We start from the raw sequence: 26,296 nt of genomic DNA on the forward strand, positions 1-26,296 counted from the left end.
GATGCAATTATCCTACGAACGCGATCTTCAGAATGGCGAAAAGACAGAGCCCCGCCACGACGACCGCGAAGAACGTGTTGAGCATGAGAAGGACGATCTTGCCGAATTCGCCGTGGACATAGTCCTCGATGATAACCTGCATGCCGATCTTCATATGAATGATGGCGGAGATCACCATCAGGCCGAAGATGACGGCGACGATCGGGTTCGAGATCGCATGCACGACTTCAGCGTAGGGCGCGCCGGCATAGATTAGCAGGAAGATGACGAAGAAGAGAAAGAGCGGAACGTTGGCAACGGCGGTCAGGCGCTGGCGCCAGAAATGATCGGTACCTTCCTTGGCGGAACCGAGACCGCGGACTTTGCCCAGGGGAGTGCGCATATCCATGAGAAATATCCTTTAAAGCATGATCCCGAAAGGCATCCGAGCGCTTCCGGGAGCGGTCATGCCAATCAACCCAGCCGGATGACGATGCCGATGATCCAGACCAAAGCGGTCAGACAGATCGAGCCGACGAGCGTGGCCTTGGCCATCCTGGTCGAAACGGCGGGATCGAAACCATGCCCGAGATCCCACACGAAATGGCGCAGACCGCCAAGCATGTGGTGCAGCAGCGCCCAGGTGTAGCCAAGCAGGATGATGCGGCCGATGATCGTGCCCATGATCCAGTTGACCAGCTCGAAATAGCCCTGGCCCGTCGCCGCGGCGATCAGCCACCAGGCGACCAACAACGTGCCGAAGTAGAGCGCGCCGCCGGTAATGCGGTGAACGATCGACATGACCATGGTAGGGATGGGTTTGTAAATTTGCAGGTGCGGCGACAGAGGCCGGTTTTGTGTGACGTTCGCCATCAGAACCTCGCGGCGTTACGATACGCTTAGAACCCGGTTATCCGGGGCAACGCCCTTACAAAGACATGTAGTGTGCGTTGCATCATTGCGACCATTAATCACCCGGACGCCTATCGACAAGCACAATTGATGCCTGCCTTGAATTTAATCGATTCGGATCGCTCTGCACTTTAGCGAGTATGCAGAGAAGAGCTTTCCAATCCGGGCCGTTTACCATTTCATCAACCCTGGCGTGGACTTCGTTGCGGTCTTGGGGCAATCTGTCGTTAAGATTTCATTAACCGGCCGAAGCGGAGCGAATCATGAAGCCGCATCTTTTCAAGGCAGCAGCGCTCGTTTTGGCGGCAGCAGCCACTCTTTCCTTCGCCCCGGCCTCGGCGGGCGACTACCGCCACTGGCATCATCACGATCGCTCCGGCTTGGTGCACCTGAGCCAAATATCCCAGCCCCAGAGGCGCGAGCAGCAACCTGCCCGGATCGTCATCATGGAACGGCATGACGCGGCAAACGCCGGCAGCTATGCCGGCTCGGCCGATGTCTATCGGGCTGATGGCGGCACCTATGTTATCGGCTATGGCGGCTACAATCCCTATGCCCGCCCCGCCGCGATTCAGCCGAGGCCAAAGGCGAAAGTCATCGATGTCCGCTATGCCGCCAACCCCTGCTCATACGAAGCGGGCGTCTGCGTCATCCGGCACTGACGATCTTTACCCGGCAAGAAATCGCCAAACCGTCGTTTTCTTGACTTCGCTATCCTCAAGTGCCCGCGTGACCGGCACTTGATAGGTGGCCTGTGCCTCCAGACGATCCTTCGGAAGATAGGCCCTGCCGGGATCGCCGACCAGAACGGTCTTCCCGTCGCCCGCCAAACGTCTTAGCCAGGGAACGAGGCTCGCGGCAAAATCGCGATCATAGAAGACATCGCCGGCAAGAATGACGCCCTCATCCACGGCCTGCCCGATCATATCGTCGCCGGAAAAATCCAGGGCCACACCATTTTCAGCAGCATTGAGCCGGATCGCCGTGCCGGCCCATGGATCGATATCGACGGCCAACACATGTCGCGCACCCGCACGTTTGGCAGCAATCGCGACAAGCCCGGAGCCGCTCGCAAAATCCAGCACTGTTCTGCCGGCAACGATCTCCGGATGATCGAGTATATAGCGCGCCAGACCCTGGCCGCCGGCCCAGGCAAAAGCCCAGAAGGGCGGCGGCAGGCCGATCGCTTCCAACTCCTCCTCCGTCTTCAGCCACAGCTCATGCGCCTCGCTTGCCAGCTGCAGCCGGATTTCCGGCACATGCGGCGGCGCCATGAGGCTGGTATTGGCACGGATGAAGCTCTCGGGATCGGTTTTCACTCAACCTCCAGTCGGATCAGACCGGCGGATTGTCCAGACCGCCCATGCGGCAGACTTCCAGCCATTCCTCATCCTTCACGGGCTGCACCGAAAGCCGCATGGAGGTGACGAGCGACATTTGCGAGAGCTTCGGATTGGCCTTGATATCCTTGAGCGACACCGGGTTCGGCATATCACGGACGGCGCGGATGTCGACACATTCCCAGCGCGGATCGTCCTTGGCGGTCGAATCCGGATGCGCGAGTGCGCAGACCTCGACGATACCAACGATTTCGAGCCCGTCATTGGAATGATAGAAGAAGCCCTTGTCGCCGATCTGCATGGCCCGCATGTTGTTCCGGGCGAGATAGTTGCGCACGCCGGTCCATTCGGTGCCTTTTGCGCCGGCATCCTTCTGCTGCTGCCAGGACCAGGAGGACGGCTCGGATTTATAAAGCCAGTGCGCCATCTCTCATGCCTCCGGATTGTTGAAGACCCAGTTGAACGGCTTGATTTCGACGCTCTCGAACAGGCCGGCCTTCGTATAGGGATCGGCATCGGCAAGCGCCTTGGCCGCCTCGATGTTCTCGGCATCGACGACCACGAGGCTGCCGTTCGGCTTGCCCTCCGCGTCCAGGAAGGGACCGGCCATCTTCAGCGTCCCTTCGGCATTGAGCTTGTTCAGATGCTCCAGATGCGCCGGACGCGTCTCCATGCGAACATTCAGATGACCGGGCTTGTCCTTGCAGACAAAGGCAAACAGCATGGTTTAATTCTCCCAAGAAAATCGAAACTATTGATGGCGATGGATAAGGCCTTACTTGCGGCACGTCATCCTGTTTCTGCGCGAAGGGGGTTGATGATATCGAGGCCCCAAAAGTCTTTTTCGTTGTCCGTGGCCAAAACACAATCGTTCACGACAGCTATAGAGGCGATAATCATATCAAAGGCATTTCTTGGGCGCCCAATCGACCGCCCTTCGGCCATGAGTTGCGCCCAGATCAATCCAGCGCGCTCGTCAAAAGGAAGGATTCGCCCGGCAAATACTGTCTGCGGTCCTGCAAAGCTTGAAAACCATGCTTCCAGCAAACTGCGCCTGCGACCCACCGGCATGATTAAAATACCGCGCCGAATCTCGGCCACCACGAGAGATGGAACAAATAAATCGTCATCCGCTTGCTCCGCATACCATGCCAAAAGCGCCTGCGAAGGCTCCGGTTTGATCGCATTGCTAACAATGTTGGTATCCAGCAGGTAGCGCGTCACAGATCGATCTCACGCGGCTCGGTCCGCAGCCGTTCGAGATCCAGTTCAGCGTCTTCGAGAGGAAAACTTCGGAGCGCGGCAATGACACCGCCCTTTTTTGAAGGCTCTTTCGAGATCGTCTTGGTGACGACATCGCGAATGCGGGCCGCTTCGGCACCATCCTCGGCTAAATGCCGTGCCAGCGAGCGAAGGAGCGCCTTATCCTCATCGAGCCCCAGCACCTCGAAGCGTGCCAGACCGCGCTCGCCAAGACGGGAGCGGTAATTCTGCACTGCGCGTTTCTGCGAGCTGGTCATCAGGGTCTCCTATATATCCAGTAATATATCCAGAGACGCCCTGTTATTCAATCTATTCCGTGGTGATCGGCCGCGTCATCAATTGCCCGATGGCTGTGGCTATGTCGAGCTTGCCGTCGATAATGGCGGACACCGCGTCGGTGATCGGCATGTCGATGCCGAGTTCGTGGGCGAGCCGCGAAGCGATGGAAGCGGCATAGGCGCCTTCGACCAGCGCGCCATGCGTCGGATCGCCGGCCTTGCCTTCACCCAGCGCGATACCGAATCGCAGGTTGCGTGATTGATGGCTGGTAGCCGTCAGCACGAGATCGCCAAGACCGGAAAGCCCGCGCACGGTCTCGGCTTTGCCGCCCTTGGCCGCAACGAAGCGAGACATCTCGGCAAGACCGCGGCTGATCAGCGCCGCACGGGCGGAATCGCCGATCCCGCGGCCCTCGACGATGCCGCAGGCAATCGCGAGCACATTCTTCAAGGCACCGCCGAGCTGCACGCCAATGCGGTCATCCGAGGCGTAGAGGCGGAAGGTCGGGCCGGAAATCGCCTGGGCAAGCCGTTCCGCCACCGCCATGTCTGCGGCAGCGATCGCCATGGCAGTCGGCAGGCCCTTGGCGATGTCGGCGGCAAAGCCCGGCCCGGAAAGAACGGCGATGGCATGCTCCGGCAGCTCCCGCTCCAGCATGTCGGTCAGCAGATCGCCGGAAACCTTGTCGATACCCTTGGCGCAGGTGACGACGACGGCATCCTTGGTGAGATAAGGACCATAATGGCGGGCAGCATCGGCCTGCGCCTGCGAGGGCATGGCGAAGAGAATGATGCCGGCATTGGAAACGGCATCCGCCTCGGCCGAAAACCCCAGCGAATCCGGCAGCTCGACCCCGGGCAACACGGCATCATGCATGCGATCGGCGGCGAGATCCGCCATCAAACCGGCCTTGCGGCCGACGAGGGTGACGTCGCTGCGGCCGGTCAACGCGATGACGGCGGCAAGCGCCGTGCCGAAAGCGCCGGCGCCGATGACTGCGATCCGCTCGTTGCCGCTCATGCCTTTGCTCCTCGTTTGCCGTGTCCGAGCAGGGTTTCCGCCTTCTGATCCAGCGGCCAGCGCGAGCGCGGCTGCACATCGAGATCGTCAGGCACCGCTCCCGTTGCCATGCGCTCCAGTCCCGCCCAGGCGATCATGACGGCATTGTCCGTACACAATCTCAATGGCGGCGCGATGAAGCGGAAGCCATTGGCATCGCAAAGCTCCTGCAGCGTGCGGCGCAGTTCGAGATTGGCGGCGACACCGCCGGCCACGACAAGCGACGGCTTTTCCTCGGTCTTCGGGAACTCCGTCTTGAAGCGTTGCAGGCCTCGGCCGATGCGATCCTTCAGCGTGCGCGAGATTGCCTTCTGGAAGGAGGCGCAGATATCGGCAATATCCTGCTCGGTGACAGGAGCAATCGCAGTGGCCGCCTGCCGCACCGCCGTTTTCAGCCCGGAAAAGGAAAAATCGAGACGCGTCTCGCCGACCAGCGGCCGCGGAAGATCGAAACGGTCCGGATTGCCGTTTTTCGCGGCTGCTTCCACGGCCGGGCCGCCGGGATAGGGCAGTCCCAGAAGTTTGGCCGTTTTGTCGAAAGCTTCGCCGAGCGCATCGTCAATGGTCGTACCCCAGCGCTCGTATTGGCCGACACCGCGCACCAGGATCAGCTGCGTGTGGCCGCCGGACACGAGCAGCATCAGATAGGGAAACGCAAGTCCGTCCGTCAGCCGCGCCGTCAGGGCATGGCCTTCGAGATGGTTGATGGCGTATAATGGCTTGCCTATCGCCCGCGAGATCGCCTTGCCGGTCATCAGCCCGACGAGCAGGCCGCCGATGAGGCCGGGACCGGATGTGGCGGCAATGGCATCGACGTCCGAGAGCGACACATTGGCGCGTTTCAATGCTTCGTCGATCAGCGTATCGAGCGCCTCGACATGCGCCCGCGCGGCGATTTCCGGCACGACGCCGCCATAGGCGCTATGCTCGTCCAATTGGCTGAGGACGACATCGGAACAGACCATGGGCGTGCCGTCATCCCGGCGCTCGACAATGGCCGCGGCGGTTTCGTCGCAGCTTGTTTCGATGCCGAGAATACGAAGAACGGATGCCATGGAGAAAGTTCGTTGCCTACAGGTCGATTGCGGTAAAGCGGAAATATGGTTACGGGAACTGTCGGTAACAACGGATCAAAGCGGATGCAAACAAAACCTTTCCGGATCGGCACGCGCGGCAGCCCGCTGGCGCTCGCCCAGGCGCGAGAAGCGCGCGACCGCCTGATGGCGGCCCACGGCCTTCCGGAGGAGATGTTCGAAATCGTCGTTCTCACCACCAAGGGCGACCGCATCACCGACCGCTCGCTCGCGGCAATCGGCGGCAAGGGCCTGTTCACCGAGGAGCTGGAAGAAAAACTGACGTCGGGCGAGCTCGACTTCGCCGTGCATTCGGCCAAGGATATGGCGACGAAGCTGCCCCAAGGCCTCGGGCTTACCGCTTATCTGCCGCGTGAAGATATCCGCGATTCCGTCATCGGCCGCACCGCGCCGAAACTGATCGAGCTGCCGTACGGCGCCACCGTCGGCTCGGCATCGCTGCGCCGCCAGGCGCTGATCCGCCGTCTGCGCCCGGATATCAATGTCATCACCTTCCGCGGCTCCGTCCAGACGCGTCTGCGCAAGCTGGAAGAGGGACAGGCCGACGCCACCTTGCTGGCGCTTGCCGGGCTGAAGCGGCTTGGCATGGTCGAGGTCATCACCGATATTCTCGACCCCGATGATTTTCCGCCGGCACCCGCGCAAGGCGCAATCGCCATCGAAAGCCGGATCGACGATCAGCGGATGAATAACCTGCTCGCCGCCATCAATGACGGGCCGACCTTCGACGCCGTATCCTGCGAACGTGCCTTCCTGGCGGCACTTGACGGTTCATGTCGCACGCCAATAGCCGGCTACGCAATTTGCGAAGGCGATCATCTGCGCTTCTTCGGCATGATCCTCACTCCGGATGGCAGGCAGGTACACACAACAACTATCGAGGGCCACCGGCGCGATGCCGAGGCACTCGGCGTCAATGCCGGCCAGGCGATTCGGGCCGAGGCCGGCAGCACCTTCTTCGAAGACTGGACCTGATGAAAGATGCGCGTCGTCGTCACCCGCCCCCAGCATTCGGGTGAACGCACCGTGCGGCGACTGGCGCAGATGGGGCACGAAGCCCTCCTGCTGCCGCTCGCGGAGCCCGTGCATCATGTCGCAGAAGCAGGGCGGGCGCTCCTGAGCACGCGCGGCGCCATCGCCGTCACCAGTGCCGAAGCAATCCGCACGCTTGCATCATTAGGCGCGGATCTGGCGCCGCATTTAGGTCGCCGTCTTTTTGCTGTCGGAAAGGCCACAGCAAAGGAAGCCGCCGATCTCGGATTCAGCAATGTCGCCGTGTCCGAAGGTGGCGGCGCCGAGCTTGCCACCTTGATATCAGGCCATCCGGCCAGCCCAGGTGGGAACCCCCTGCTCTATCTCGCCGGCTCTCCGCGCGCGCCCGGTTTCGAAGCCGGATTGACGGAGCTGCAGCTGCCTTTCGTCACTGTAGAATGCTACCGGATGCATGACATCACTCCCGAAAATGCCGTTCTTCGCCGGCTTTTTACAGACGCCCGCGCCGATGCCGTGCTGCTTTACTCCCGTCAAACGGCACAGCGCTTTTTCGGCCTACCCTTCGTCCGGCAAAATCCGGAAGCCTTCACCGAAACGCGATTCCTCTGCCTGAGCGAAGCGATCGCCGAAGCCGTTCCGGCGCGGATGCATTCCCAAACCGACATCGCCGACATGCCGAACGAAGACCGTCTTCTGTCGTTCCTGATCCAGGCGTAACGCCGCAATTTTGATCTAAGGCCTTTCCATAATCGTCTTGTCTGTCTAACTTCGTTGCAGCGCATGATAAAGAGGACCTCATGGTATCGCGAAAACCGCCTAACCATTCGAAGCCCAACGACGAACCGGTCACGATCGACCTGGAAGCCGAAAAAACAGCGCAGGACGCAGCTTCGGAAGACGTGACGGAGCGCAGTCATGATGAACCTGGCTCCTCCTCCGCCAATGAAGTGGAAATGCCGCTCGAAACGGACAAGGAGCCGCTTCCCGAGGAATCCAAGGAGTCCATCTTCGCCGCCACTCCGCAAGAACGGCAAACGACGACACAGCAGGCAGAGCCTGAGCCTCCTCACGCCGACCGGCCGCGGCAGCCGCCGCGCGAAGGCTCGACCTCGGGCCTTATTGCGGCCGGCATTGTCGGCGGCTTGATTGCCCTCATCTGTGCCGGCGCCTTGCAATATGCCGGTTTCCTGCCCGGCAGCCGCGCCGCCAAGGACAATTCCGCCGACATAGCCGCATTGAATGCCGAGATCGACGGGCTGAAGCAGAGCATCGCCAATCTCGCTGCCGCGCCGGCGGCCAAGCCCGACGAGACCCTAACAGCCCGCGTCGCAGCGCTGGAGACAAGCGTAGCCAACGGCACGTCTGCGGGCGGATCGGGTGGGGCTGCAGGCGCAGCATCCGACCAGAAGATCGCGTCGCTGACCGGCGAAGTCGAGCAGCTAAAGGCGGACCTCAGCAAGGCGACCCAGAGCCAGGCAACCTCGGATGCCGAAGTCAACAAACGTCTCGACGACGCCGAAAAGAAGCTGAGCGGACCGAGCCAGGAAAGCGCTGTGGCCCGCGCCATCGCCGCAGCTGCGTTGAAGGCGGCGATTGACCGCGGCGGTCCCTTCCAGCCCGAGCTTGATACCTTCGCCAATGTCGCGCCGGACGATCCTGCCGTTGCCGATCTCAAGAATTTCGCCCAAACCGGCGTGCCCTCCCGCGCCGACCTGATCCGCCAGGTCTCCGATGTTGCAACCGCAATCGTCGCAACGGCACAGACGGACGATCCGAACCAGAGCTGGAGCAGCCGCCTGATGGCGGGCGCCAAGTCGTTGGTGCAGGTCCGCCCCGTTGGTAATGTCCCCGGCGACAGCATCGATGCCATCGCCGCCCGCTTCGAGGATAAGGTCAGGAATGGCGATCTGCCGGGCGCGGTTACCGAATGGAACGGCCTGCCCGATGCGGCCAAATCGGCCTCGGCCGCCTTCAAGCAATCGCTGGAGGCCCGCATCCGCGTCGAGGATCTGGTAAGCGACGCCCTGTCGAAGGCGATCGCCAATACCGGGAAACAGAATTAAGGACGGAGTATAGCAATGATCAGACTGCTTATCTTCGCCATTCTTGTCCTGGCCCTCGGCTATGGTTTCTCCTGGCTCGCGGATCGTCCCGGCGATCTCTCGCTGGTCTGGGAAGGCCAGCTTTATCAGACGAAGCTGATCGTCGCCGCCGCGATCCTGATTGCGATCGTGGCGACTGTCATGATCGTCTGGTGGTTCGTGCGGCTGATCTGGACCTCGCCGCATTCCATCACCCGCTATTTCCGCGCCCGCAAGCGCGATCGCGGCTATCAGGCGCTGTCGACGGGCCTGATTGCAGCCGGCGCCGGCAATTCGCTGCTCGCCCGCAAGATGGCGGCCCGCACGCGCGGCCTTATCCGCGCCGATCAGGAGCCGCTCATCAACCTGCTTGAGGCCCAGGCCGCCTTGATTGAAGGTAAGCATGACGAGGCCCGTCAGAAGTTCGAGCAGATGGCCAATGATCCCGAAACGCGCGAACTCGGCCTGCGCGGCCTCTATCTCGAAGCCAAGCGCCTCGGCGCACACGAAGCAGCGCGGCAATATGCCGAGAAGGCGGCCGACCAGGCGCCCTACCTGCCCTGGGCGGCTCAGGCGACGCTGGAATATCGCAGCCAGGCCGGCCGTTGGGATGATGCCATCAAGCTGCTCGATCAGCAGAAGGTTGCCCATGTCGTCGACAAGGCAACCGCCAATCGTCAACGCGCCGTGCTGCTGACGGCCCGCGCCGACGAGAAATTGGAAAGCGATCCCGCCGGCGCGCGCGACGATGCGCTTGCGGCATTGAAGCTCGTGGACGATTTTGTGCCCGCAGCGTTGATCGCCGCCAAGGCGCTCTTCCGCGAAGACAAGGTGCGCAAGGCCGCCTCCATCCTTGAGCAGGTCTGGAAGGCGCATCCGCACCCCGAGATCGGCAGGGCCTATGTACGAGCCCGTAGCGGCGATTCCGTGACCGATCGCCTGAAGCGCGCCGAACGGCTGGAAGCGATCCGCCCCAACAATGTCGAGGCGCTGCTGCTGACCGCCAAGGCGGCGATGGACGCCGGCGATTTCGCAAAGGCCCGCGCCAAGGCCGAAGCCGCCGCGCGGATCGATGCGCGCGAAGGCGCCTTCTTGCTTCTTGCCGACATCGAAGAGGCCGAAACCGGCGATCAGGGCCGCGTCCGCCACTGGATGGCACAGGCATTGCGCGCGCCGCGCGATCCGGCCTGGGTCGCCGACGGTTTCGTCTCGGACAAGTGGCTGCCGCTGTCTCCGGTCACCGGCCGTCTCGATGCGTTCGAGTGGAAGGCACCCTTCGGCCAGATCGAAGGTCCCGTGGAAGAGGGTTCGGCCGTTTCGGTCGATGCGGCACTGAAGTCGCTGCCGCCGGTGCGCGAGGCCGCCTCCACAACCTCGCCGGCGAGGCCAAGTTCACCGAAAGTTGCATCGCCGGCGCGCGATACTTATGTCATGGAATTGGAGCCCGCCGTGGCGAAGGCCGCGCCGAGCGCACCCGGGGCAGCGCCGAAACCGGCGCAGCAGGACGAGGAACCTCGGCCTTTCTTCGGCGGTGCGCCGGACGATCCGGGTGTCAAGGATCACAAGCCTGAACCGGAACCCAAGACACGGCTCAAGCTGTTTTAAGGCAATTCCGGCAAAACCGCGCAGCGGTTTTGTGTCCGGAATTGCGTAAATGCAAAAAGATGGGGCATGGTGACCCAAGCACCCTGCTCGGCCTGCTTTGAGAATGGAAACGCATGTTCGAACGCTTTCAGGAATTTCTTCATAACCTGACCCAAGACCATCCCAGATCCGGCTTTGCACCCGACGACCCACGTGTCGCGGTGGCGGCGCTCTGTATCCAGGTGATGGAGGCGGACGGCAAGATCGAGAACAGCGAGAAGAAAAGGCTGCGCAAGCTCCTGAAGGAACAATATGGTCTCGATGGCCGCCAGCTTGATGCGCTGATCGCCGCCGGTGAGGAAGCCGAAAGCGAGGCGGTTGATTACTATCGTTTCACCTCGGATCTGAAGCGTCATCTCGATAGCACGCAACGCCTCGAACTGCTCGGCATTCTCTGGGATATCGTCTATGCCGATGGAGAACGCAGCGAGATGGAAGACCATGCGATCTGGCGCATCGCCGACCTCATGGGCATTTCCGACCGCGAGCGCATCATGAAGCGCCAGGAAGCAGCCGCACGCGCACCCGGTTCCAGGGTGGAGACAGGCAATGATGATTGAAGCGCCGAGGAACACCGGCCGCCCGATATTGATCGTCCTGCATCAGGAGCGCTCCAGCCCCGGCCGCGTGGGCCAGATGCTGCTGCAAAAAGGCTTCGATCTCGATATCCGCCGTCCGGCCCTCGGCGATCCGCTGCCTCCGACACTTGAGGCCCATGCCGGCGCCGTGGTCTTCGGCGGCCCGATGAGCGCCAACGACCCGGACGAGTTCATCAGGACCGAGACCGACTGGCTGAAGGTTCCCCTTAAGGAAAACCGGCCCTATCTCGGCATCTGCCTTGGCGCGCAGCTGCTCGCCCGCCATCTCGGCGCCAAGGTCAAGGCCCGCGACGACGGCAAGACCGAGATCGGCTGGTATGCCCTGCAGCCGACGGAAAAGGGCCGGCTGCTGATGCACTGGCCGCAGATGGTCTATCATTTCCACCGCGAAGGCTTCGAGCTGCCGCACGGCGCCGACCTGCTGGCGACGGGCGAGACCTATCCCAACCAGGCCTATCGCTATGGCGCCAATGCCTGGGGCCTGCAATTCCATGCGGAGCTCACCCGCGCCATGATGCAGCGCTGGGTCGTGCACGGCGAACATCGCTTCTGCATGCCGAACGCCCAGCAGGGCCGCGAGCATCTCGAAGGCCGCATGATCTTCGACGCAGCCCTCAAGACCTGGCTGTCGGAATTCCTCGATCTCGTCTTCGAGGGCAAGCAGGCAATGGCCGCCTAAGGGCCTTCGCCTGACGAAAATGCTCGCTCGACATCATCGAAAATTTCGATGAGCCGATTGCAGCAGCTCAAACCGGCTGCGGCTCGCTCTCGCGGTCGGGCGCATTGAGGCTATCGATCCGGCGGAGCTGCGGGAAACCCGTGGCCCAGAGGATGGCGACCGTCAGTGTACCCAGCCCGCCAATCACCACGGCGGGGATCGCGCCGAAATAATGCGCCATGGTGCCGGCGCGGAATTCGCCAAGCTCGTTCGACGCACCCACGAACACCATGTTGACGGCATTGACGCGGCCACGGACATGATCCGGCGTCCAGAGCGTAATCAGCGTTTCGCGCACATAGACGGAGATCAGGTCGGATGCACCCATGATGGCCAGAGCTGTTATCGACAGCCATGGCGTATGCGAGATGCCGAAGATCAGCGTGCCCACGCCGAACATGGCGACGCCGGCAAACATGCAGATACCGGCGCGATTGCGGATCGGATAGGTTGCCAGGAAAAGGCCCATGGCGATCGCGCCGAAGCTTGGCGCCGCGCGCAGCATGCCGAGACCCCACGGCCCGAGCGTCAGGATATCGCGCGCGTAGATGGGCATCAGCGCGACGGCGCCGCCGAGCAGCACGGCGAAAAGATCAAGCGAGATCGCACCGAGCACCACTTTCTCCGACCAGATGAAGCGGAAGCCGGCGAGCATCTCATTCAGGCTGCGCCGCTCATGCGCGGTGCGCTGCTGCGGCTTCGGGATCAGGAAGGTCAGCACCGAACCGGCTGCAAAGAAAAGCACGGCTACGGTATAGGCGACATTGGCCCCGATGCCATAAAGCAGGCCGCCGGCAACAGGACCGAGGATGGCGGCCGCATCCCATGACATCGAGTTCCAGGTGATGGCATTCGTCAGGTCTTCGGGCGGGATCAGATTGGGCGCCAGCGACTGCATGGCCGGCGTCATGAAGGCGCGTTCTATGCCGAAGACCGTGAGGATCAGAAAGACCGGCAGCGGCGCGAAGGTGCCCGATACGGTCAGGAACAGCAGGGCAGCCGCACAGAGGGTGCCGACGAAAATGCAGATCGCGGAAATCCGCCGCCTGTTGTAGCGGTCCGCAGCCGTGCCCGTCACCAGGATCAGCAGCAGCGACGGCAGGAACTGAACGAGGCCGATGAGACCGAGATAGATCGGTTGGCCGGTGTGCTCATACATCTGCCAGCCAACGGAGACACTGACGACCTGCGTGGCGAAGGCCGTCAGAAACCGCGCAAAGAAGAAATAAGTATAGGCAATGTGCCTGAAGGCGGCAAACCGGTCGCCGCTGGCGGCAAATGACATGGGACGAGACTTTCCGACGCGAAGACCAGCGTAAACGCCTTCATCCGCCTTTTAAACATGATTCAACATGCTTCGGAGCATGGGACTTGCCCGTTTAGTCGCCAATGTCTACATGTCTGTCAACCGCGAATTTGGAGACGGACATGCTCGCCTTATTTCAAACCATTGATCTGGCTTTGAATCTTTATACCTGGGTGCTGATCGCCAGCGCTATCTTTTCCTGGCTCTATGCGTTCAACGTCATCAATTCGAGCAACCAGTTCGTCAATTCCGTCGGCAACTTCCTCTATGCAGTCACCGAGCCAGCCCTGCGCCCGATCCGCCGCATCCTGCCGGATCTCGGCGGCATCGACATCTCGCCGGTCATCCTGCTGCTGATCATCTTCTTCATCCGCTCGCTGATGTGGAATTCGATCGTCCCGTTGTTCCTGCGGTGAACAAGCCTTGGCAGGCCTTTCCGGATCATGTCAGGCTTTCCGTGCGGCTCACGCCCAATGGCGGGCGTGATGCGATCGATGGGCTGGAAGCCGGCAGCGACGGCGAATGCTATTTGAAGGCGCGCGTCTCGGCAGCACCTGAAAAGGGCAAGGCCAACAAGGCGCTGATCGTGCTGCTTGCCAAGAGCCTCAGCATTCCCAAATCTTCGCTTAGCCTGGTCAGCGGCGACACGGCGCGCAAAAAAATCCTCCGGATCGAGGGCGAACCGGAGGATTTGATGAAGAAGCTTGGAGCTTTGGTAGAGGCCTGATCAGGCCTTTGCCTTCTTGGCGCGGGCGATGGCTTCGACGATGAGCTCACCGGCTTCCTTGGAGCCGCCCCAGCCAAAAATCTTGACCCACTTGCCGGGCTCGAGATCCTTGTAGTGCTCGAAGAAATGCTCGATCTGCTTCACCGTGATCTCCGGCAGATCGGTATATTCCTTGACCTTCTCGTAACGCAGCGTCAGCTTCGGCGAGGGAACGGCGATGATCTTCTCGTCCTTGCCGGAATTGTCTTCCATCTTCAGCACGCCGATCGGGCGGACATTGATGACGCAGCCAGGAACCAGCGGACGCGTGCTGGCGATCAGCACGTCGATCGGGTCGCCGTCTTCGGAGAGCGTGTGCGGAACGAAGCCGTAATTGCCCGGATAGGTCATCGGCGTGTAGAGGAAACGGTCAACGACCAGCGTGCCGGCCTCCTTGTCCATTTCATACTTGATCGGATGGCCGCCGACCGGCACTTCAACGATGACGTTGACGTCTTCGGGCGGGTTCTTGCCAATGGAAATCGCGTCGATACGCATACTTGTCCCCTAGATAAGGATGGTTGCCGCCAGCCAAATAATAGGATTCATGCCGCAACGCAACAACACATCGGGAAAGAGGCGGATTTACTGCATGATTCCTTAAATCGGAATCGATGCGCTACAGCGCCGCTCAAGGCCAGACGAAACCGATCTTGCGAAGCTGCCTGTGATCGAAGGTTTCGATGCCTTCGCAGAAATCCGCGCCGCCCTGCCCGCGATAGAAGCGGTAGGCATTCTCGTTTTCCTCAAGGCACCAGACGACAAGCCCCTTGCAGCCGAGCGACTTCAACAGCCGGCGCGCTTCGCCGAACAACATGCGCCCGAGGCCAAGTCCCTGATATTGCGGGCGAAGATAGAGTTCGTAAACTTCGCCTTCCTGCGGCAGCGCGCGGGCACGGTTGAGGCCGAGCGTGGCATAGCCCGCGATCTCGCCGGCGACATCCAGAACCAGCAGCGTCGCCGGACCGCTGGTCGCCTTGCGCCACCAGTTTTCGCCGCGACGCTCGATCATTTGCCCGAGGGCGCGATGCGGAATGATGCCGGCATAGGTGTACTGCCACGATTGGCGGTGCACCTCCGAAATGGCTCGGGCATCATGGGGTTCTGCCCGCCGAACATCGATCGACAACGTCTTCATAACGTCTACTCTGGTCTTACCTACGCGAATTAACCATCCTCATTCATAAAGATGGCGAACTTGCCCACAGGCTTTATCCGTGGATCATCGACAAAAATTAACGACTTTTTAACCTTTAGGACAAGGGCTCAAAAACCGAACACGCAAATAAAAACCCCGGCACAATGGCCGGGGTCGAATGGCTCGAAGCGAAACAGCCTATCAGGCGAGGCGTGCCTTCTCGTAACGCTTGCGCTCGTTCGGATCGAGATACATCTTGCGGAGGCGGATCGACTTCGGCGTCACTTCCACCAGCTCGTCGTCCTGGATCCAGGATAGAGCGCGGTCCAGCGTCATGCGGATCGGCGGCGTCAGCTTCACGGCTTCGTCCTTGCCGGCGGCGCGGATGTTGGTGAGCTTCTTGCCCTTCAGCACGTTGACTTCGAGATCGTTGTCGCGCGAGTGGATGCCGATGATCATGCCGGCATAGACCTTCTCGCCGGCGTCGATGATCATCGGGCCGCGGTCTTCCAAATTGAACAGGGCATAGGCCACGGCTTCGCCGGCTTCGTTGGCGAGCAGCACGCCGTTCACACGGCCGCCGATTTCGCCCTTGTACGGCTGGTAGTCATGGAACAGACGGTTCATGACGGCCGTGCCGCGCGTGTCGGTCAGAAGTTCCGACTGATAGCCGATGAGGCCGCGCGTCGGCGCCAAGAACACCAGACGGACGCGATTGCCGCCTGAAGGACGCAGCTCGGACATTTCAGCCTTACGCTCAGACATCTTCTGCACGACGATTCCGGAATGCTCTTCATCGACGTCGATGACGACTTCTTCGATCGGCTCGAGCAGCTGGCCGTTTTCATCCTTGTGCATGACGACGCGCGGACGCGAGACGGCAAGCTCGAAGCCTTCGCGGCGCATGGTTTCGATGAGAACTGCGAGCTGCAATTCGCCACGGCCGGAGACATAGAACGAATCCTTGCCTTCGGCTTCCTCGATCTTCAGCGCGACGTTGCCTTCGGCTTCCTTGAAGAGGCGGTCGCGGATGACGCGCGAGGTGACCTTGTCGCCTTCGGTGCCCGCATAGGGGCTGTCGTTGACGATGAAGGACATGGTGACGGTCGGCGGGTCGATCGGCTGTGCGACCAGCGGCTCACTGACCTGCGGGTCGCAGAAGGTGTCGGCAACCGTGCCCTTGGAAAGGCCGGCAATGGCGACGATGTCGCCTGCCTGCGCTTCTTCGATCGGCTGACGCTCGATGCCGCGGAAGGCGAGGATCTTGGAGATACGGCCGGTTTCGATGAGGTTGCCGTCGGCACCCAGAACCTTGACAGCCTGGTTCGGCTTGATCGAGCCGGAGTGGATGCGGCCGGTGATGATGCGGCCGAGGAAGGGGTTGGCTTCCAGGATCGTGCCGATCATGCGGAACGGGCCTTCGCCGACGGTCGGCTCGGGAACGTGCTTGACAACGAGATCGAGAAGCGGACCGAGGCCCTCTTCCTTCGGGCCGTCAGGCGAATAGTTCATCCAGCCGTTACGGCCGGAACCGTAGAGGATCGGGAAATCGAGCTGTTCGTCGGTCGCGTCGAGATTGGCGAAGAGATCGAAGACTTCGTTGATGACTTCGTCTGCGCGGGCGTCCGGACGGTCGATCTTGTTGATCGCAACGATCGGGCGCAGGCCGACCTTGAGCGCCTTGCCGACGACGAACTTGGTCTGCGGCATCGGGCCTTCGGCGGCGTCGACGAGAACGATCGCGCCGTCCACCATCGAGAGAATGCGCTCGACTTCACCGCCAAAGTCGGCGTGGCCGGGGGTGTCGACGATATTGATGCGGGTGTCCTTCCAGACGACCGAGGTCGCCTTGGCAAGAATGGTGATCCCGCGCTCCTTTTCCAGATCGTTGGAGTCCATGACGCGCTCGGCAACGCGCTGGTTCTCGCGGAACGAGCCGGACTGCTTCAAGAGCTCGTCGACGAGGGTGGTTTTCCCATGGTCAACGTGCGCGATGATCGCGATGTTGCGAAGTGCCATATGTCTTAATCTCTGAGGCTGGGGCGCAGTGTTTCAGTAACACGCCAATTGCATTTGGCGCGCTCATACCCTTTTTTTCGCGAATGCGAAAGGGGGGAGGCAAGAAAGGGGCTGAAAGCTTGCCCTTGCGCCCCCACGAATACATCAATCTCGCGTTGGCCGGCGGCAAAGCCTCTGCTGACCCATGCCGCCAACATAAACGGCATGCGGTGCCTTAGCCGGTATTTTTGTGCCCTCCTCAGGCAGCCAGCTTCAGCAACCACGCGTCATGATTCACCAGGAAAGCCTTGAGGCGCTCGGGGTAGTCCTGCGTCACCGCATCTCGCACGCTTTGCCGCGATGCCAGCTCTGTGCGCCATGTCTTGACACGCGGTAGGCCGTCGAAAACGCCGGTCGATGTGATGGTGTCGAACACATCGAAGTAACGAAAGATCGGCGCAAAAACCGCATCGACCAGGCTGAACGCTTCTCCGGCAAAAAAAGGCCCGTTTCTCAATTCCGCCTCGACACGAGCAAATTTATCGATCAGCGCTCTGCGCTTGGCCTCATAGGTCCCCTCGTCCTTCGCGGTCTCGAACCCCCACAAGTCCGAAAGGATGGAAGAGCCGAATTCCATCCAGCCGCGATGGCGGGCACGCGCGAGCAGATCGGCGGGGTGGAGCCGAGCGCCGGATTGGGTTTCCTCGAGATATTCGCAGATTACCGCGCTTTCGAACAATACCGTTTCTGATCCGTCACCCTGCCGCACGATCAGGAGGGGCACCTTGCCGAGCGGAGAAATGGCAAGAAACCAGTCGGGCTTTGCAGACAGGTCGACATAGCGGATCTCGAATGGCGCGGCCTTTTCAGCGAGCGTGATGGCTGCCCGCTGGACGTAGGGGCAGAGATAGTGGCTGACGAGGATCAGCCTTCCGTCGGACATGATCAAATCTCCCAGAGGCTCCGTTTCAGATAGATGTAATTGCATCTATATTCAGACTTGTCGCAGTCGTCAATATAGATGTAATTGCATCCATGTCCGATGATTCAGATGCCGCCCCTTCAAAACCCTCCGCCGCGGTGACGCGAGCATGGGTGCGCCTCGTGCGCACCCAGCAAATCGTCCTTGCGGCGATCGAACAGGATTTGAAGGCAGCCGGCCTGCCGCCACTCGGTTGGTACGACGTACTATGGGAACTGACGCAGGCCACGGACGGGAAATTGCGGCCCTATGAGATCGAGGAGCGCACGCTGCTCGCCCAGCATAATCTCTCCCGCCTTCTCGACCGGATGGAAAAGGCCGGTCTTGTTCATCGTGAAATATTTTCCGAGGACGGACGAGGCCGCTGGGTGGTTATCACCGAGGCAGGGAGTGCCATGCGCAGCCGCATATGGACCGTCTATGCTGCGGCGCTCCAGCGCTACGTGGGCGATAAGCTCGACGACGCCCAAGCCGATCAGCTCACCGAGTTGTTAGATCTGCTTTCGCGCAAGCCTTGATTGACCGGGAAAGATCAACTCAGTCGCGAAAGTGGACCTTCCGCGACCGATCTTGTGACACACCGAAGGTGGGGAATCAGGCCGCCAGCCCCTTCTTCTTCAGCATCGCATCTGCACTCGGCAGCTTGCCGCGGAAGGCCTTGTAGGCGTCTTCCGGATCGATCGAGCCGCCGACGGAGTAGATGTTGGCCTTCAATTTTCCGGCCATGTCGGAATTGAAGGCATCGCCGGTTTCCTCGAAGGCGGCGAAGGCATCGGCATCGAGCACCTCCGACCACATGTAGGAATAATAGCCGGCCGAATAGCCGTCGCCGGAAAACACATGCTGGAAGTGCGGCGTCGCATGGCGCATGACGATGGATTTCGGCATGCCGATCTCCGCAAGCACCTGTGCTTGTACCGCCATAGGATCCTCGACGGCGCCGCGCGTATGGAAGGCCATGTCGACCAGAGCCGAGGAGGTGAACTCGACCGTGTTGAAACCGGCATTGAAGGTGCGGGCCGCCAGAACCTTGTCGAGCAGCGCCTGCGGGATCGGCGCGCCAGTCTCGTAGTGGACGGCATATTCCTTAAGGATGGCGGGTACCGTCAGCCAATGCTCGTAGAGCTGCGACGGCAGTTCGACGAAATCGCGCGAGACGCCGGTGCCCGATACCGAGGGATAGGTGACGTTGGAAAGCATTCCGTGCAGCGCATGGCCGAATTCGTGAAACAGCGTCCGCGCATCGTCGAGCGACAAGAGCGCCGGCTTCCCTTCCGCCGGCTTGGCGAAGTTGCAGACATTGTAGATGATCGGCAGTTCACCGACCTTACCGTTCTTCAGCGGCAACTTGTGCTGCGACTGGAACGAGCTCATCCAGGCGCCGGAGCGCTTCGAGCTGCGCGCGAAATAGTCGCCGAGGAACAGGGCGACGAGCTTGTCGGAACGGTCACGGATCTCGAAGACGCGGACGTCGGGATGATAGGCGGGAATGCCCTTCTGCTCGACTGCCTTGATGCCGAAGAGGCGGCCGGCAACGTCGAAGCAGGCGGCAATGATCTTTTCGAGCTGCAGATAGGGCTTCAATTCAGTTTCGGAGAAATCGAACTTCCGCGTCCGGATCTTCTCGGCATAGTGCCGCCAGTCCCAGGGCATGACCTCGTGATTGCGGCCTTCCTCGGCAATCAGCGCCGCAATATCCCTTTCCTCTTCCGCTGCACGCGCGGCCGCCTTGGCCCAAACGGTCATCAGAAGATCGTTCACCGCATTCGGCGTCTTCGCCATGGTATTGTCGAGCTTGAGTTCGGCGAAATTGGCATAGCCGAGCAGCTTTGCCTTCTCTGCCCGGAGCGCCAGCGTCTTGCGGACGATCTCGCGGTTGTCGGTCTCGCCGCCATTGGCGCCGCGCGCCACCCAGGCGTTGAAGGCTTGTTCGCGCAGATCGCGGCGCTCGGATGAGGCGAGAAACGGTTCGATGATCGAGCGCGACAGCGTGACGGCGTATTTGCCTTCGTCGCCGCGTTCGCGGGCCGCCGCCGCCATGGCATCGCGCAGATAGTCTGGAAGACCTGCAAGATCGGCCTCCTCAGACAGCAGCAGCGCCCAGTTCTTCTCATCCGCCAGCACGTTTTGGCCGAACTGCGCGCCGAGGCCCGCAAGCGTCTCGTTGATTGCAGAAAGCCGCTCCTGCTCCACCTTCGGCAGCTTTGCGCCCGACTTGACGAAGCCTTTCCAGTGCCGCTCCAGAACGCGGGTCTCTTCGAGCGTCAGCCCGAGCGCTTCGCGGCCCTCCCACAGAGCGTCGAGACGGGCAAAGAGCGCCGCATTCGTGCCGATCTTCGAGTAATGCCGCGCCATCTTCGGCGCGATCTCGCGCTCGAGTGCCTGGATGATCTCGTTCGTGTGCGCACCCGCCTTGTTCCAGAAGAGCGCGGAAATGCGCGAGAGTTCATCGCCGGCGATTTCGAGCGCGATCACGGTATTGGCGAAGGTCGGCGCCTCGCTATTGCCGGCAATCGCATCGATCTCGGCCTCATGCGATGCGAGCGCCGCATCGAAGGCAGCGGCAAAATCCGTATCCTTCACCGCATCGAAACGCGGCAGCCCCTGATGTCCGGTCCATTCGGTGAGCGCAGGATTGACGGCGGCAAGAGAAGACATGCAAGGCATCCTTTCGACAGCATCTGATCGAAGCACGATATAAGGCTGCTCTCGCCGAATTGGTATGGCGGGGGAGCGAACAAATTGAACGAGGATGGTCAGGCCTTGCGCCAGCCAAGCAGGCCGGGCGTGGCGTGCCAGAGCGCCTGCGCCGCAAAGCCCATAAAGAGCACGCCCGAGCAGCGCACGATCAGCCGCTCATGTGCGCGATAGAAACGCCGGACAGCGCTGGCGCCGATGATGCTGATCAGGATAAGATCGGCAGTGATAAAACCCGCAAGGGAAACGGCTAGCAGCAGCGGCAACGCGCTGAAGGTCAATGCGCCGGCGGAACCCGCGACAAGAGCCGTGAAAGTCGCCAGGGCCACGGGATATCCCTTGGGATTGGTGACGCCGAAGATCAGGCCGCGACGGAACGGGCGGTTAACATTGACGAGTGCCTTACCGTCACCCTTCGGCTTGGCGGTCACGGCGCTCCAGCCGATCCAGGCAAGATAGAAGCCGCACAGCAAACCGAGCAGATCGAAGACGAAGGTGCCGATAGTCTTGGCACCGACGATGGCGACCAATGCGAGCGTCGACCAGACGAGATCACCAAGCAGATGGCCGCTGACGAAGAATGCACCCGCCTTGCGGCCCTGGCCGGCGCCAATGCCGAGCAGCGCCAGGAATGCGGGACCGGGAATAAGGACGTAGAAAAGCGCGGCCAGAAAGGCACCGACAACAAGCGATTGCGTCATGATGAGTGTTCCCGCTGTTAATCGCGCGAGAGTAGCAATCTGCTGAACCCGGTCAAGCAGCAGCGCGTTTTCGGACAGAAGTCGTTGTGTTCATAGAACGAAATCAATAAGAACGTTGTGGGGCCTAAAAATTAAAGAGCGTAGGTAGGGAAGCGCTTATGAGCAGCAGGATTAATACGGATTCACTTGCCTTTCTTGTGACCGACTGCGCCCGACTGATCAGGGCGGCCTTCGAGCGACGTATTCTTGTCGCGGGGCTCGGACTGACGGCGGGCGAAGCGCGGACGCTGATGCAGGTGGCCGCCATCAACGGCAGCCGCCAGCTCGACATCGCCTCCCGGATGGGGCTGGAGCCGATGACGGTCAGCGCCTTTCTGGACAAGCTGCAGGCGCGCGGCTTGATCGAACGCCAACCCGACCCGCTCGATCGCCGCGCCAAGCGGATCGTGCTTTCGGAATCCGCCGACGCCAAATTGAAGCAGATCGACAGGGAAATCTGCGAAGTTGAACGCAACGCGACGCAAGGCTTCGACAAAGACCTTCAAGTTCAGCTGCATGACGCACTCTGCGCCTTCCGCAGCAATCTGCAGAAAGCCGAAGCACCTGCCGAAGTCGAACGTGAATTGAGACCGGTCGATTAACTCCGGCCGCCACTTTCCACATAAGAAAGCCCGCCTCCGGCGACCGGAAGCGGGCCCTTCAGCATCTGGAAATGTCGATTATTTCGACATATTGCGCTTGGCGAGCGTGCGCAGGCGCAGCGCGTTCAGCTTGATGAAGCCAGCGGCATCCTTCTGGTCGTAGGCGCCCTGGTCGTCCTCGAAGGTGACCAGCTTGTCGGAATAGAGCGACTTCGGGCTTTCGCGGCCGATGACCATGACATTGCCCTTGTAGAGCTTCAGCGTCACTTCGCCTTCGACGTGCTCCTGGCTCTTGTCGATCAGTGCCTGCAACATTTCGCGCTCCGGCGAAAACCAGAAGCCGTAGTAGATCAGCTCGGCATAGCGCGGCATCAGCTCGTCCTTGAGGTGTGCGGCGCCGCGATCGAGCGTGATGGACTCGATGGCGCGATGGGCTGCAAGCAGGATCGTACCGCCGGGCGTTTCGTAGACGCCGCGCGACTTCATGCCGACGAAGCGGTTCTCGACGAGGTCGAGACGGCCGATGCCGTTGTCGCGGCCATACTCGTTCAACTTCGCAAGCAGCGTTGCCGGGCTCAGACGCTCGCCATTGACCGAAACGGCATCACCCTTTTCGAAGCCGACCTTGATGACCGTGGCCTTATCGGGAGCAGCTTCCGGCGAGATCGTGCGCATATGCACATACTCAGGCGCCTCCTGCGACGGATCTTCCAGAACCTTGCCTTCGGAAGAGGAGTGCAACAGGTTGGCATCGACGGAGAACGGCGCTTCGCCCTTCTTGTCCTTGGCAACCGGAATCTGGTGCTTCTCGGCGAATTCGAGGAGGTCGGTACGGCTCTTGAACGACCAGTCGCGCCAGGGGGCGATGATCTTGATATCCGGGTTCAACGCATAGGCCGAAAGCTCGAAACGAACCTGGTCGTTGCCCTTGCCGGTCGCGCCATGCGCGATGGCGTCGGCACCGGTTTTCCTGGCGATATCGATGAGGTGCTTGGAGATCAGCGGACGGGCGATCGAGGTGCCGAGCAGGTAGACGCCTTCGTAAACGGCATTGGCGCGGAACATCGGGAAGACGAAATCGCGCACGAATTCCTCGCGCACGTCCTCGATATAGATTTCCTTGATGCCGAGCATTTCAGCCTTCTTGCGCGCCGGCTCCAGCTCTTCGCCCTGGCCGAGATCGGCGGTAAAGGTGACGACTTCGGCGCCGAGCTCCGTCTGCAGCCACTTCAGGATAATCGAGGTGTCGAGACCGCCGGAATAGGCGAGAACGACTTTCTTCACGTCTTTATGTGATGCCATGATGAGTTCCGTTTCAAGGCGGACCAGAGAAAAGGCCCGCAAAGCTGTATCGCGGAACTTTTAGCGAGATTATCGTGCGGCGCAAGGGGAAGCGCGGCGGGACCTCTCAGGACGGCATCAGAGATGAGCGCCGATGTTCATCCGCCGATGCAGGATGCGGATGATCGTGACCGTTTGGGCGCTATCCTTATAGCCGGAGGCGAGAGCAAGATAATCTCGTTTGATGCCGCTGACCTTGCGACCACGTGCGGTCCCAGCTGCCAGTTCCGGAAAACAACCAATCAGCTCTTTATAATAAGTATTTGCCTGCTGAAGAGACCAAGCCTCAAATGTATATCGCCAAATAGCTTCCAAATCCTGTCGTGCTTTCGGCAAGAGCTTATAGGATCGGCCTTTAACGGACATGTTTGCGGTGCAGCTCGGTCAGAAACGCTTCACCGTCAAACTCCTCCGGCTCGCTCGAGGCTTCGCCTTCGGCGATCGCCGCCGCAACCGCTTCTATTTCCGCCCGGCTGCGCAGCAATTTCAGCGCAGCATCGATGACCTCGCTTGGCGAATCGTAATTGCCGTGGCTGATCTGCTCGCCGATAAAGGCGTCCATCTGCTCGTCGATCTCTACGGACATATGTTTTGTCACGGGCGCGACCTCCAGCGGTTTGACTTGATTGCCGAAAGTACCATATTCGGCGGCGACCGAACAATGCCTGAGGAGGGCGCCGCTCGTGACCGATATTCAAACCATTTTCAAGAAATCCAATGTTGCCGTCATCACCGGAGGTGCATCCGGCATCGGTTTTGCCGCGGCGAAATATTTCGCCTCGCTGGGCATGAGCGTCGTTATCGCCGACCTCGCGGGCGAACGGCTGGCCGACGCTAGCGCTGAACTCAAGGCAATCACCGGCGAAGAGCATGTCATGGCCATCGAGACCGATGTCGCCAGCAAAGACGCGCTGGAAGCGCTGGAGCGCGCTGTCCTGCAGCGTTTCGGCCGCGTACATGTGTTGATGAACAATGCCGGCATCGGCCCGGACACCTCGATCTTCAGCGGCCAGGCCGGCTGGGACGCCATCCTTGGCGTCAATCTGCTCGGCGTCATCAACGGCACACGCACCTTTGGACCCGGTATGCTGGCGCATGGCGAACCGGGTGTCATCATCAACACCGGCTCGAAACAGGGCATCACCACCCCTCCCGGCAATCCTGCCTACAATGTCTCGAAGGCCGGCGTGAAGGTCTTCACCGAGGCGCTGCAGCACGAACTGCGCAATACGGAAGGCGCCAAGATTTCGGCCCACCTCCTCATCCCCGGCTTCGTCTTCACCGGTCTGACCAAAGGTGATCGAAGGGAAAAGCCTGCCGGAGCCTGGACGCCGGAGCAGACTGTCGAGTTCATGGTGGAAAGCCTGAAGCGCGGCGACTTCTATATTCTCTGCCCCGATAACGACGTGGCCCGGCCGGTCGACGAACGTCGCATGCTCTGGGCCGCCGGCGATATCGTCGAGAACCGGCCGCCGCTATCGCGCTGGCACCCCGACTATGCCGATCAATTCAAGGCCTTCCTCGAAAAGAAGGATTGATTTGCAATCAACCGAAAGCCGGATAACAACGGGCAGACCCTAAAGCACGTCGCGATCTTTCAGATTCGCTTCCTGTGCTTTAGGTCGTTAATTTTGTGCATGTCGTTCTGCAAAACCGCTACACACTTTTGCGCGACATGCTTTAATCCGGCTTGCGGAGCGACTTTCATGGATTTCATACCGAGCCTGCCGACCCTCCTTGCCTTTGCGGCAGCGAGCCTGTTGCTGGCCATGACCCCAGGTCCCGACATGACGCTGTCGATCAGCCGGGCACTGGCACAGGGCAAGAAGCCGGCGCTCTTCGTCGTACTTGGCACCAGCCTCGGCGTCATCGTCCACACCTGCCTGGTGGCCTTCGGCATTTCGGCGCTGATAACAGCCTCCCCGCTTGCCTTCACCATGCTCAAGACCGGTGGCGCTGCCTATCTGCTTTGGCTGGCGATCCAGGCAATCCGCTTCGGCTCAAGCCTGTCGGTCAAAAAGGTCGATGCCATCAGGGGCACGCCGCTTGCCAACATTTCAACCGGCTTCTGGGTCAATCTGCTGAACCCGAAGGTCATCATCTTCTTCATGACCTTCCTGCCGCAGTTCGTCACGGCGGGCGATCCGGCCGTCACGCACAAGCTGCTCTTCCTCGGCTTCTTCTTCATCGTCATCGGCATGCCGGTAAACATGCTCGTCGTCCTTGCCGCCGATGGCCTGTCGTCGTGGCTGCAGAGGAACCGCGGCGTGATGCGCGGCCTCGACTATGCCTTCGCCGGAGTCTTCTCAATCTTCGCGGTGAAGATCTTCTTCACTCAGGCTCGTTGAGTATGGTGCAACGGCCGGCAAACCGGCCGGCAATCCACCAATAGACGGTGGCGCTGGCCATGCCCAGGAATGCGAAGCAGACCGCAATGGTGATCAGATTGAGGGTCTGCGGTCGTTCAATGCCGCCGGAAATCAGGGTGGAAGCCACGGCAGACAGACTGGCCCCGTAGATCGCATAGCCGTACCAGCGACGGACCCGCCGCCATTCGAGGATGGGGATCACGACCAGGGACGGCAGGATGCTGACGATCATGGCGACCTTCGTCAACCCGACGGTCAGAACGAAAAGCTCGGGCGCCGCAGTCTCCGGCACTGTCCATACGGCAGCGCAGGCCAGCACGAAGCCCATCAGAACGCAAGCGGCGAGATAGCCCCATAAGAGCCGTATCGGCTTGCGCAGTCCAAGAAGCATCAATC

The 26,296-nt window shown here is 60.8% G+C and carries 33 protein-coding genes; 13 read left to right on the top strand and 20 right to left on the bottom strand.

From position 1 onward, the window contains the following. Positions 1-7: 7 nt before the first annotated feature. Positions 8-388, bottom strand: coding sequence for a succinate dehydrogenase, hydrophobic membrane anchor protein (sdhD, locus tag FHT84_RS06950; protein WP_112341367.1), 381 nt, complete (start codon positions 386-388; stop codon positions 8-10). Positions 389-453: 65 nt separating this feature from the next. Then, positions 454-852 carry a succinate dehydrogenase, cytochrome b556 subunit gene (sdhC, locus tag FHT84_RS06955; protein WP_112341368.1) on the bottom strand — a complete coding sequence of 133 codons (399 nt, stop codon included), beginning with the start codon at positions 850-852 and terminating at the stop codon, positions 454-456. Between the two features lie 302 nt (positions 853-1,154). On the opposite strand from sdhC, the gene FHT84_RS06960 reads away from it, so the two are divergent. Then, positions 1,155-1,553, top strand: a complete 399-nt coding sequence (locus FHT84_RS06960; protein ID WP_113249140.1) for a hypothetical protein — start codon at positions 1,155-1,157, stop codon at positions 1,551-1,553. A gap of 6 nt (positions 1,554-1,559) precedes the next feature. Here the strand turns inward: FHT84_RS06960 and FHT84_RS06965 are convergent, their stop codons facing one another. From FHT84_RS06965 to tsaD, 7 genes are all read right to left on the bottom strand, one after another. Further along, positions 1,560-2,210, bottom strand: coding sequence for a methyltransferase (locus FHT84_RS06965; protein WP_113249141.1), 651 nt, complete (start codon positions 2,208-2,210; stop codon positions 1,560-1,562). A 16-nt stretch (positions 2,211-2,226) separates the two neighbouring features. After that, positions 2,227-2,658, bottom strand: a complete 432-nt coding sequence (locus FHT84_RS06970; RefSeq protein ID WP_113249142.1) for an EVE domain-containing protein — start codon at positions 2,656-2,658, stop codon at positions 2,227-2,229. Between the two features lie 3 nt (positions 2,659-2,661). Continuing rightward, positions 2,662-2,955, bottom strand: coding sequence for a YciI-like protein (locus tag FHT84_RS06975; protein ID WP_112341372.1), 294 nt, complete (start codon positions 2,953-2,955; stop codon positions 2,662-2,664). 65 nt (positions 2,956-3,020) lie between these two features. Further along, the gene (locus FHT84_RS06980) at positions 3,021-3,455 is read right to left on the bottom strand and encodes a PIN domain-containing protein (RefSeq protein ID WP_113249143.1); all 435 of its coding nucleotides are present in this window, start codon (positions 3,453-3,455) and stop codon (positions 3,021-3,023) included. After that, positions 3,452-3,751, bottom strand: a complete 300-nt coding sequence (locus tag FHT84_RS06985; RefSeq protein ID WP_113249144.1) for a hypothetical protein — start codon at positions 3,749-3,751, stop codon at positions 3,452-3,454. Before FHT84_RS06985 ends, FHT84_RS06980 begins: the two co-directional genes overlap by 4 nt. Before the next feature lie 52 nt (positions 3,752-3,803). Next, on the bottom strand, positions 3,804-4,793 hold the full coding sequence (locus tag FHT84_RS06990; RefSeq protein ID WP_113249147.1) for an NAD(P)H-dependent glycerol-3-phosphate dehydrogenase: 990 nt from the start codon (positions 4,791-4,793) through the stop codon (positions 3,804-3,806). Next, entirely contained in the window at positions 4,790-5,887 is a 1,098-nt protein-coding gene (gene tsaD, locus FHT84_RS06995; RefSeq protein WP_113249148.1) for a tRNA (adenosine(37)-N6)-threonylcarbamoyltransferase complex transferase subunit TsaD, read from the bottom strand. Before tsaD ends, FHT84_RS06990 begins: the two co-directional genes overlap by 4 nt. 84 nt (positions 5,888-5,971) lie before the next feature. Between tsaD and hemC the strand changes: the two genes are divergently transcribed. The 6 genes from hemC (at position 5,972) to FHT84_RS07025 (ending at position 11,922) form a co-directional block, all read left to right on the top strand. After that, the gene (gene hemC, locus FHT84_RS07000; RefSeq protein ID WP_113249150.1) at positions 5,972-6,901 is read left to right on the top strand and encodes a hydroxymethylbilane synthase; all 930 of its coding nucleotides are present in this window, start codon (positions 5,972-5,974) and stop codon (positions 6,899-6,901) included. 6 nt (positions 6,902-6,907) lie between these two features. Further along, complete coding sequence (locus FHT84_RS07005) at positions 6,908-7,636, top strand: uroporphyrinogen-III synthase (RefSeq protein ID WP_113249151.1); 729 nt, start codon at positions 6,908-6,910, stop codon at positions 7,634-7,636. 80 nt (positions 7,637-7,716) lie between these two features. Beyond that, positions 7,717-8,982 carry a mitofilin family membrane protein gene (locus FHT84_RS07010; RefSeq protein ID WP_113249153.1) on the top strand — a complete coding sequence of 422 codons (1,266 nt, stop codon included), beginning with the start codon at positions 7,717-7,719 and terminating at the stop codon, positions 8,980-8,982. Positions 8,983-8,997: 15 nt separating this feature from the next. Then, complete coding sequence (locus FHT84_RS07015) at positions 8,998-10,605, top strand: heme biosynthesis protein HemY (protein ID WP_113249154.1); 1,608 nt, start codon at positions 8,998-9,000, stop codon at positions 10,603-10,605. Positions 10,606-10,718: 113 nt separating this feature from the next. Then, a complete protein-coding gene (locus FHT84_RS07020; RefSeq protein ID WP_113249156.1) occupies positions 10,719-11,204 on the top strand; it encodes a TerB family tellurite resistance protein in 486 nt (161 codons plus the stop codon). Then, complete coding sequence (locus FHT84_RS07025) at positions 11,197-11,922, top strand: glutamine amidotransferase (protein ID WP_113249181.1); 726 nt, start codon at positions 11,197-11,199, stop codon at positions 11,920-11,922. Before FHT84_RS07020 ends, FHT84_RS07025 begins: the two co-directional genes overlap by 8 nt. Positions 11,923-11,989: 67 nt before the next feature. Here the strand turns inward: FHT84_RS07025 and FHT84_RS07030 are convergent, their stop codons facing one another. After that, positions 11,990-13,246, bottom strand: a complete 1,257-nt coding sequence (locus FHT84_RS07030; protein ID WP_113249157.1) for an MFS transporter — start codon at positions 13,244-13,246, stop codon at positions 11,990-11,992. 143 nt (positions 13,247-13,389) lie between these two features. Between FHT84_RS07030 and FHT84_RS07035 the strand changes: the two genes are divergently transcribed. Further along, on the top strand, positions 13,390-13,683 hold the full coding sequence (locus FHT84_RS07035; RefSeq protein WP_112341383.1) for a YggT family protein: 294 nt from the start codon (positions 13,390-13,392) through the stop codon (positions 13,681-13,683). After that, the gene (locus FHT84_RS07040; RefSeq protein ID WP_112341384.1) at positions 13,680-13,994 is read left to right on the top strand and encodes a DUF167 domain-containing protein; all 315 of its coding nucleotides are present in this window, start codon (positions 13,680-13,682) and stop codon (positions 13,992-13,994) included. The genes FHT84_RS07035 and FHT84_RS07040 overlap by 4 nt, the downstream gene beginning before the upstream one ends. Here FHT84_RS07040 and ppa read toward each other — a convergent pair whose 3' ends face one another. From ppa to FHT84_RS07060, 4 genes are all read right to left on the bottom strand, one after another. Continuing rightward, positions 13,995-14,531, bottom strand: a complete 537-nt coding sequence (ppa, locus tag FHT84_RS07045; RefSeq protein ID WP_112341385.1) for an inorganic diphosphatase — start codon at positions 14,529-14,531, stop codon at positions 13,995-13,997. Between the two features lie 133 nt (positions 14,532-14,664). Continuing rightward, positions 14,665-15,171, bottom strand: coding sequence for an N-acetyltransferase (locus FHT84_RS07050; RefSeq protein WP_113249159.1), 507 nt, complete (start codon positions 15,169-15,171; stop codon positions 14,665-14,667). 201 nt (positions 15,172-15,372) lie between these two features. After that, positions 15,373-17,190, bottom strand: coding sequence for a translational GTPase TypA (gene typA, locus FHT84_RS07055; RefSeq protein ID WP_069613361.1), 1,818 nt, complete (start codon positions 17,188-17,190; stop codon positions 15,373-15,375). A 238-nt stretch (positions 17,191-17,428) separates the two neighbouring features. Beyond that, positions 17,429-18,112 (bottom strand): glutathione S-transferase family protein, encoded by a 684-nt coding sequence (locus FHT84_RS07060; RefSeq protein ID WP_113249160.1) that lies wholly within the window; start codon positions 18,110-18,112, stop codon positions 17,429-17,431. 92 nt (positions 18,113-18,204) lie between these two features. Here FHT84_RS07060 and FHT84_RS07065 point away from each other — a divergent pair, with 92 nt between their 5' ends. Continuing rightward, a complete protein-coding gene (locus tag FHT84_RS07065; RefSeq protein WP_113249162.1) occupies positions 18,205-18,669 on the top strand; it encodes a MarR family winged helix-turn-helix transcriptional regulator in 465 nt (154 codons plus the stop codon). Between the two features lie 76 nt (positions 18,670-18,745). On the opposite strand, the gene FHT84_RS07070 is transcribed toward FHT84_RS07065, so the two are convergent. Beyond that, entirely contained in the window at positions 18,746-20,809 is a 2,064-nt protein-coding gene (locus FHT84_RS07070) for a M3 family metallopeptidase (RefSeq protein ID WP_113249163.1), read from the bottom strand. Positions 20,810-20,907: 98 nt separating this feature from the next. Next, a complete protein-coding gene (locus tag FHT84_RS07075) occupies positions 20,908-21,549 on the bottom strand; it encodes a LysE family translocator (RefSeq protein ID WP_112341391.1) in 642 nt (213 codons plus the stop codon). A gap of 158 nt (positions 21,550-21,707) precedes the next feature. On the opposite strand from FHT84_RS07075, the gene FHT84_RS07080 reads away from it, so the two are divergent. Continuing rightward, positions 21,708-22,190 (top strand): MarR family transcriptional regulator, encoded by a 483-nt coding sequence (locus tag FHT84_RS07080; protein ID WP_112341392.1) that lies wholly within the window; start codon positions 21,708-21,710, stop codon positions 22,188-22,190. Between the two features lie 78 nt (positions 22,191-22,268). Here the strand turns inward: FHT84_RS07080 and FHT84_RS07085 are convergent, their stop codons facing one another. The 3 genes from FHT84_RS07085 to FHT84_RS07095 form a co-directional block, all read right to left on the bottom strand. Next, positions 22,269-23,492, bottom strand: a complete 1,224-nt coding sequence (locus FHT84_RS07085; protein ID WP_113249183.1) for an argininosuccinate synthase — start codon at positions 23,490-23,492, stop codon at positions 22,269-22,271. A 117-nt stretch (positions 23,493-23,609) separates the two neighbouring features. Further along, positions 23,610-23,897, bottom strand: a complete 288-nt coding sequence (locus FHT84_RS07090; protein ID WP_112341393.1) for a type II toxin-antitoxin system RelE/ParE family toxin — start codon at positions 23,895-23,897, stop codon at positions 23,610-23,612. Beyond that, the gene (locus FHT84_RS07095) at positions 23,887-24,129 is read right to left on the bottom strand and encodes a type II toxin-antitoxin system ParD family antitoxin (RefSeq protein WP_183761520.1); all 243 of its coding nucleotides are present in this window, start codon (positions 24,127-24,129) and stop codon (positions 23,887-23,889) included. The genes FHT84_RS07090 and FHT84_RS07095 overlap by 11 nt, the downstream gene beginning before the upstream one ends. 85 nt (positions 24,130-24,214) lie before the next feature. Between FHT84_RS07095 and FHT84_RS07100 the strand changes: the two genes are divergently transcribed. Both FHT84_RS07100 and FHT84_RS07105 read left to right on the top strand, forming a co-directional pair. Next, the gene (locus tag FHT84_RS07100; protein ID WP_113249164.1) at positions 24,215-25,069 is read left to right on the top strand and encodes an SDR family NAD(P)-dependent oxidoreductase; all 855 of its coding nucleotides are present in this window, start codon (positions 24,215-24,217) and stop codon (positions 25,067-25,069) included. Between the two features lie 168 nt (positions 25,070-25,237). Further along, entirely contained in the window at positions 25,238-25,879 is a 642-nt protein-coding gene (locus FHT84_RS07105; RefSeq protein ID WP_112341396.1) for a LysE family translocator, read from the top strand. Here the strand turns inward: FHT84_RS07105 and FHT84_RS07110 are convergent. Then, positions 25,863-26,291 (bottom strand): hypothetical protein, encoded by a 429-nt coding sequence (locus tag FHT84_RS07110; RefSeq protein WP_112341397.1) that lies wholly within the window; start codon positions 26,289-26,291, stop codon positions 25,863-25,865. The genes FHT84_RS07105 and FHT84_RS07110 overlap by 17 nt on opposite strands. Between the last annotated feature and the right edge of the window lie 5 nt (positions 26,292-26,296).

Origin of the sequence: Rhizobium sp. BK289 (assembly GCF_014193575.1) — a bacterium.
Classification (GTDB): Bacteria; Pseudomonadota; Alphaproteobacteria; order Rhizobiales; family Rhizobiaceae; genus Rhizobium; species Rhizobium tropici_C.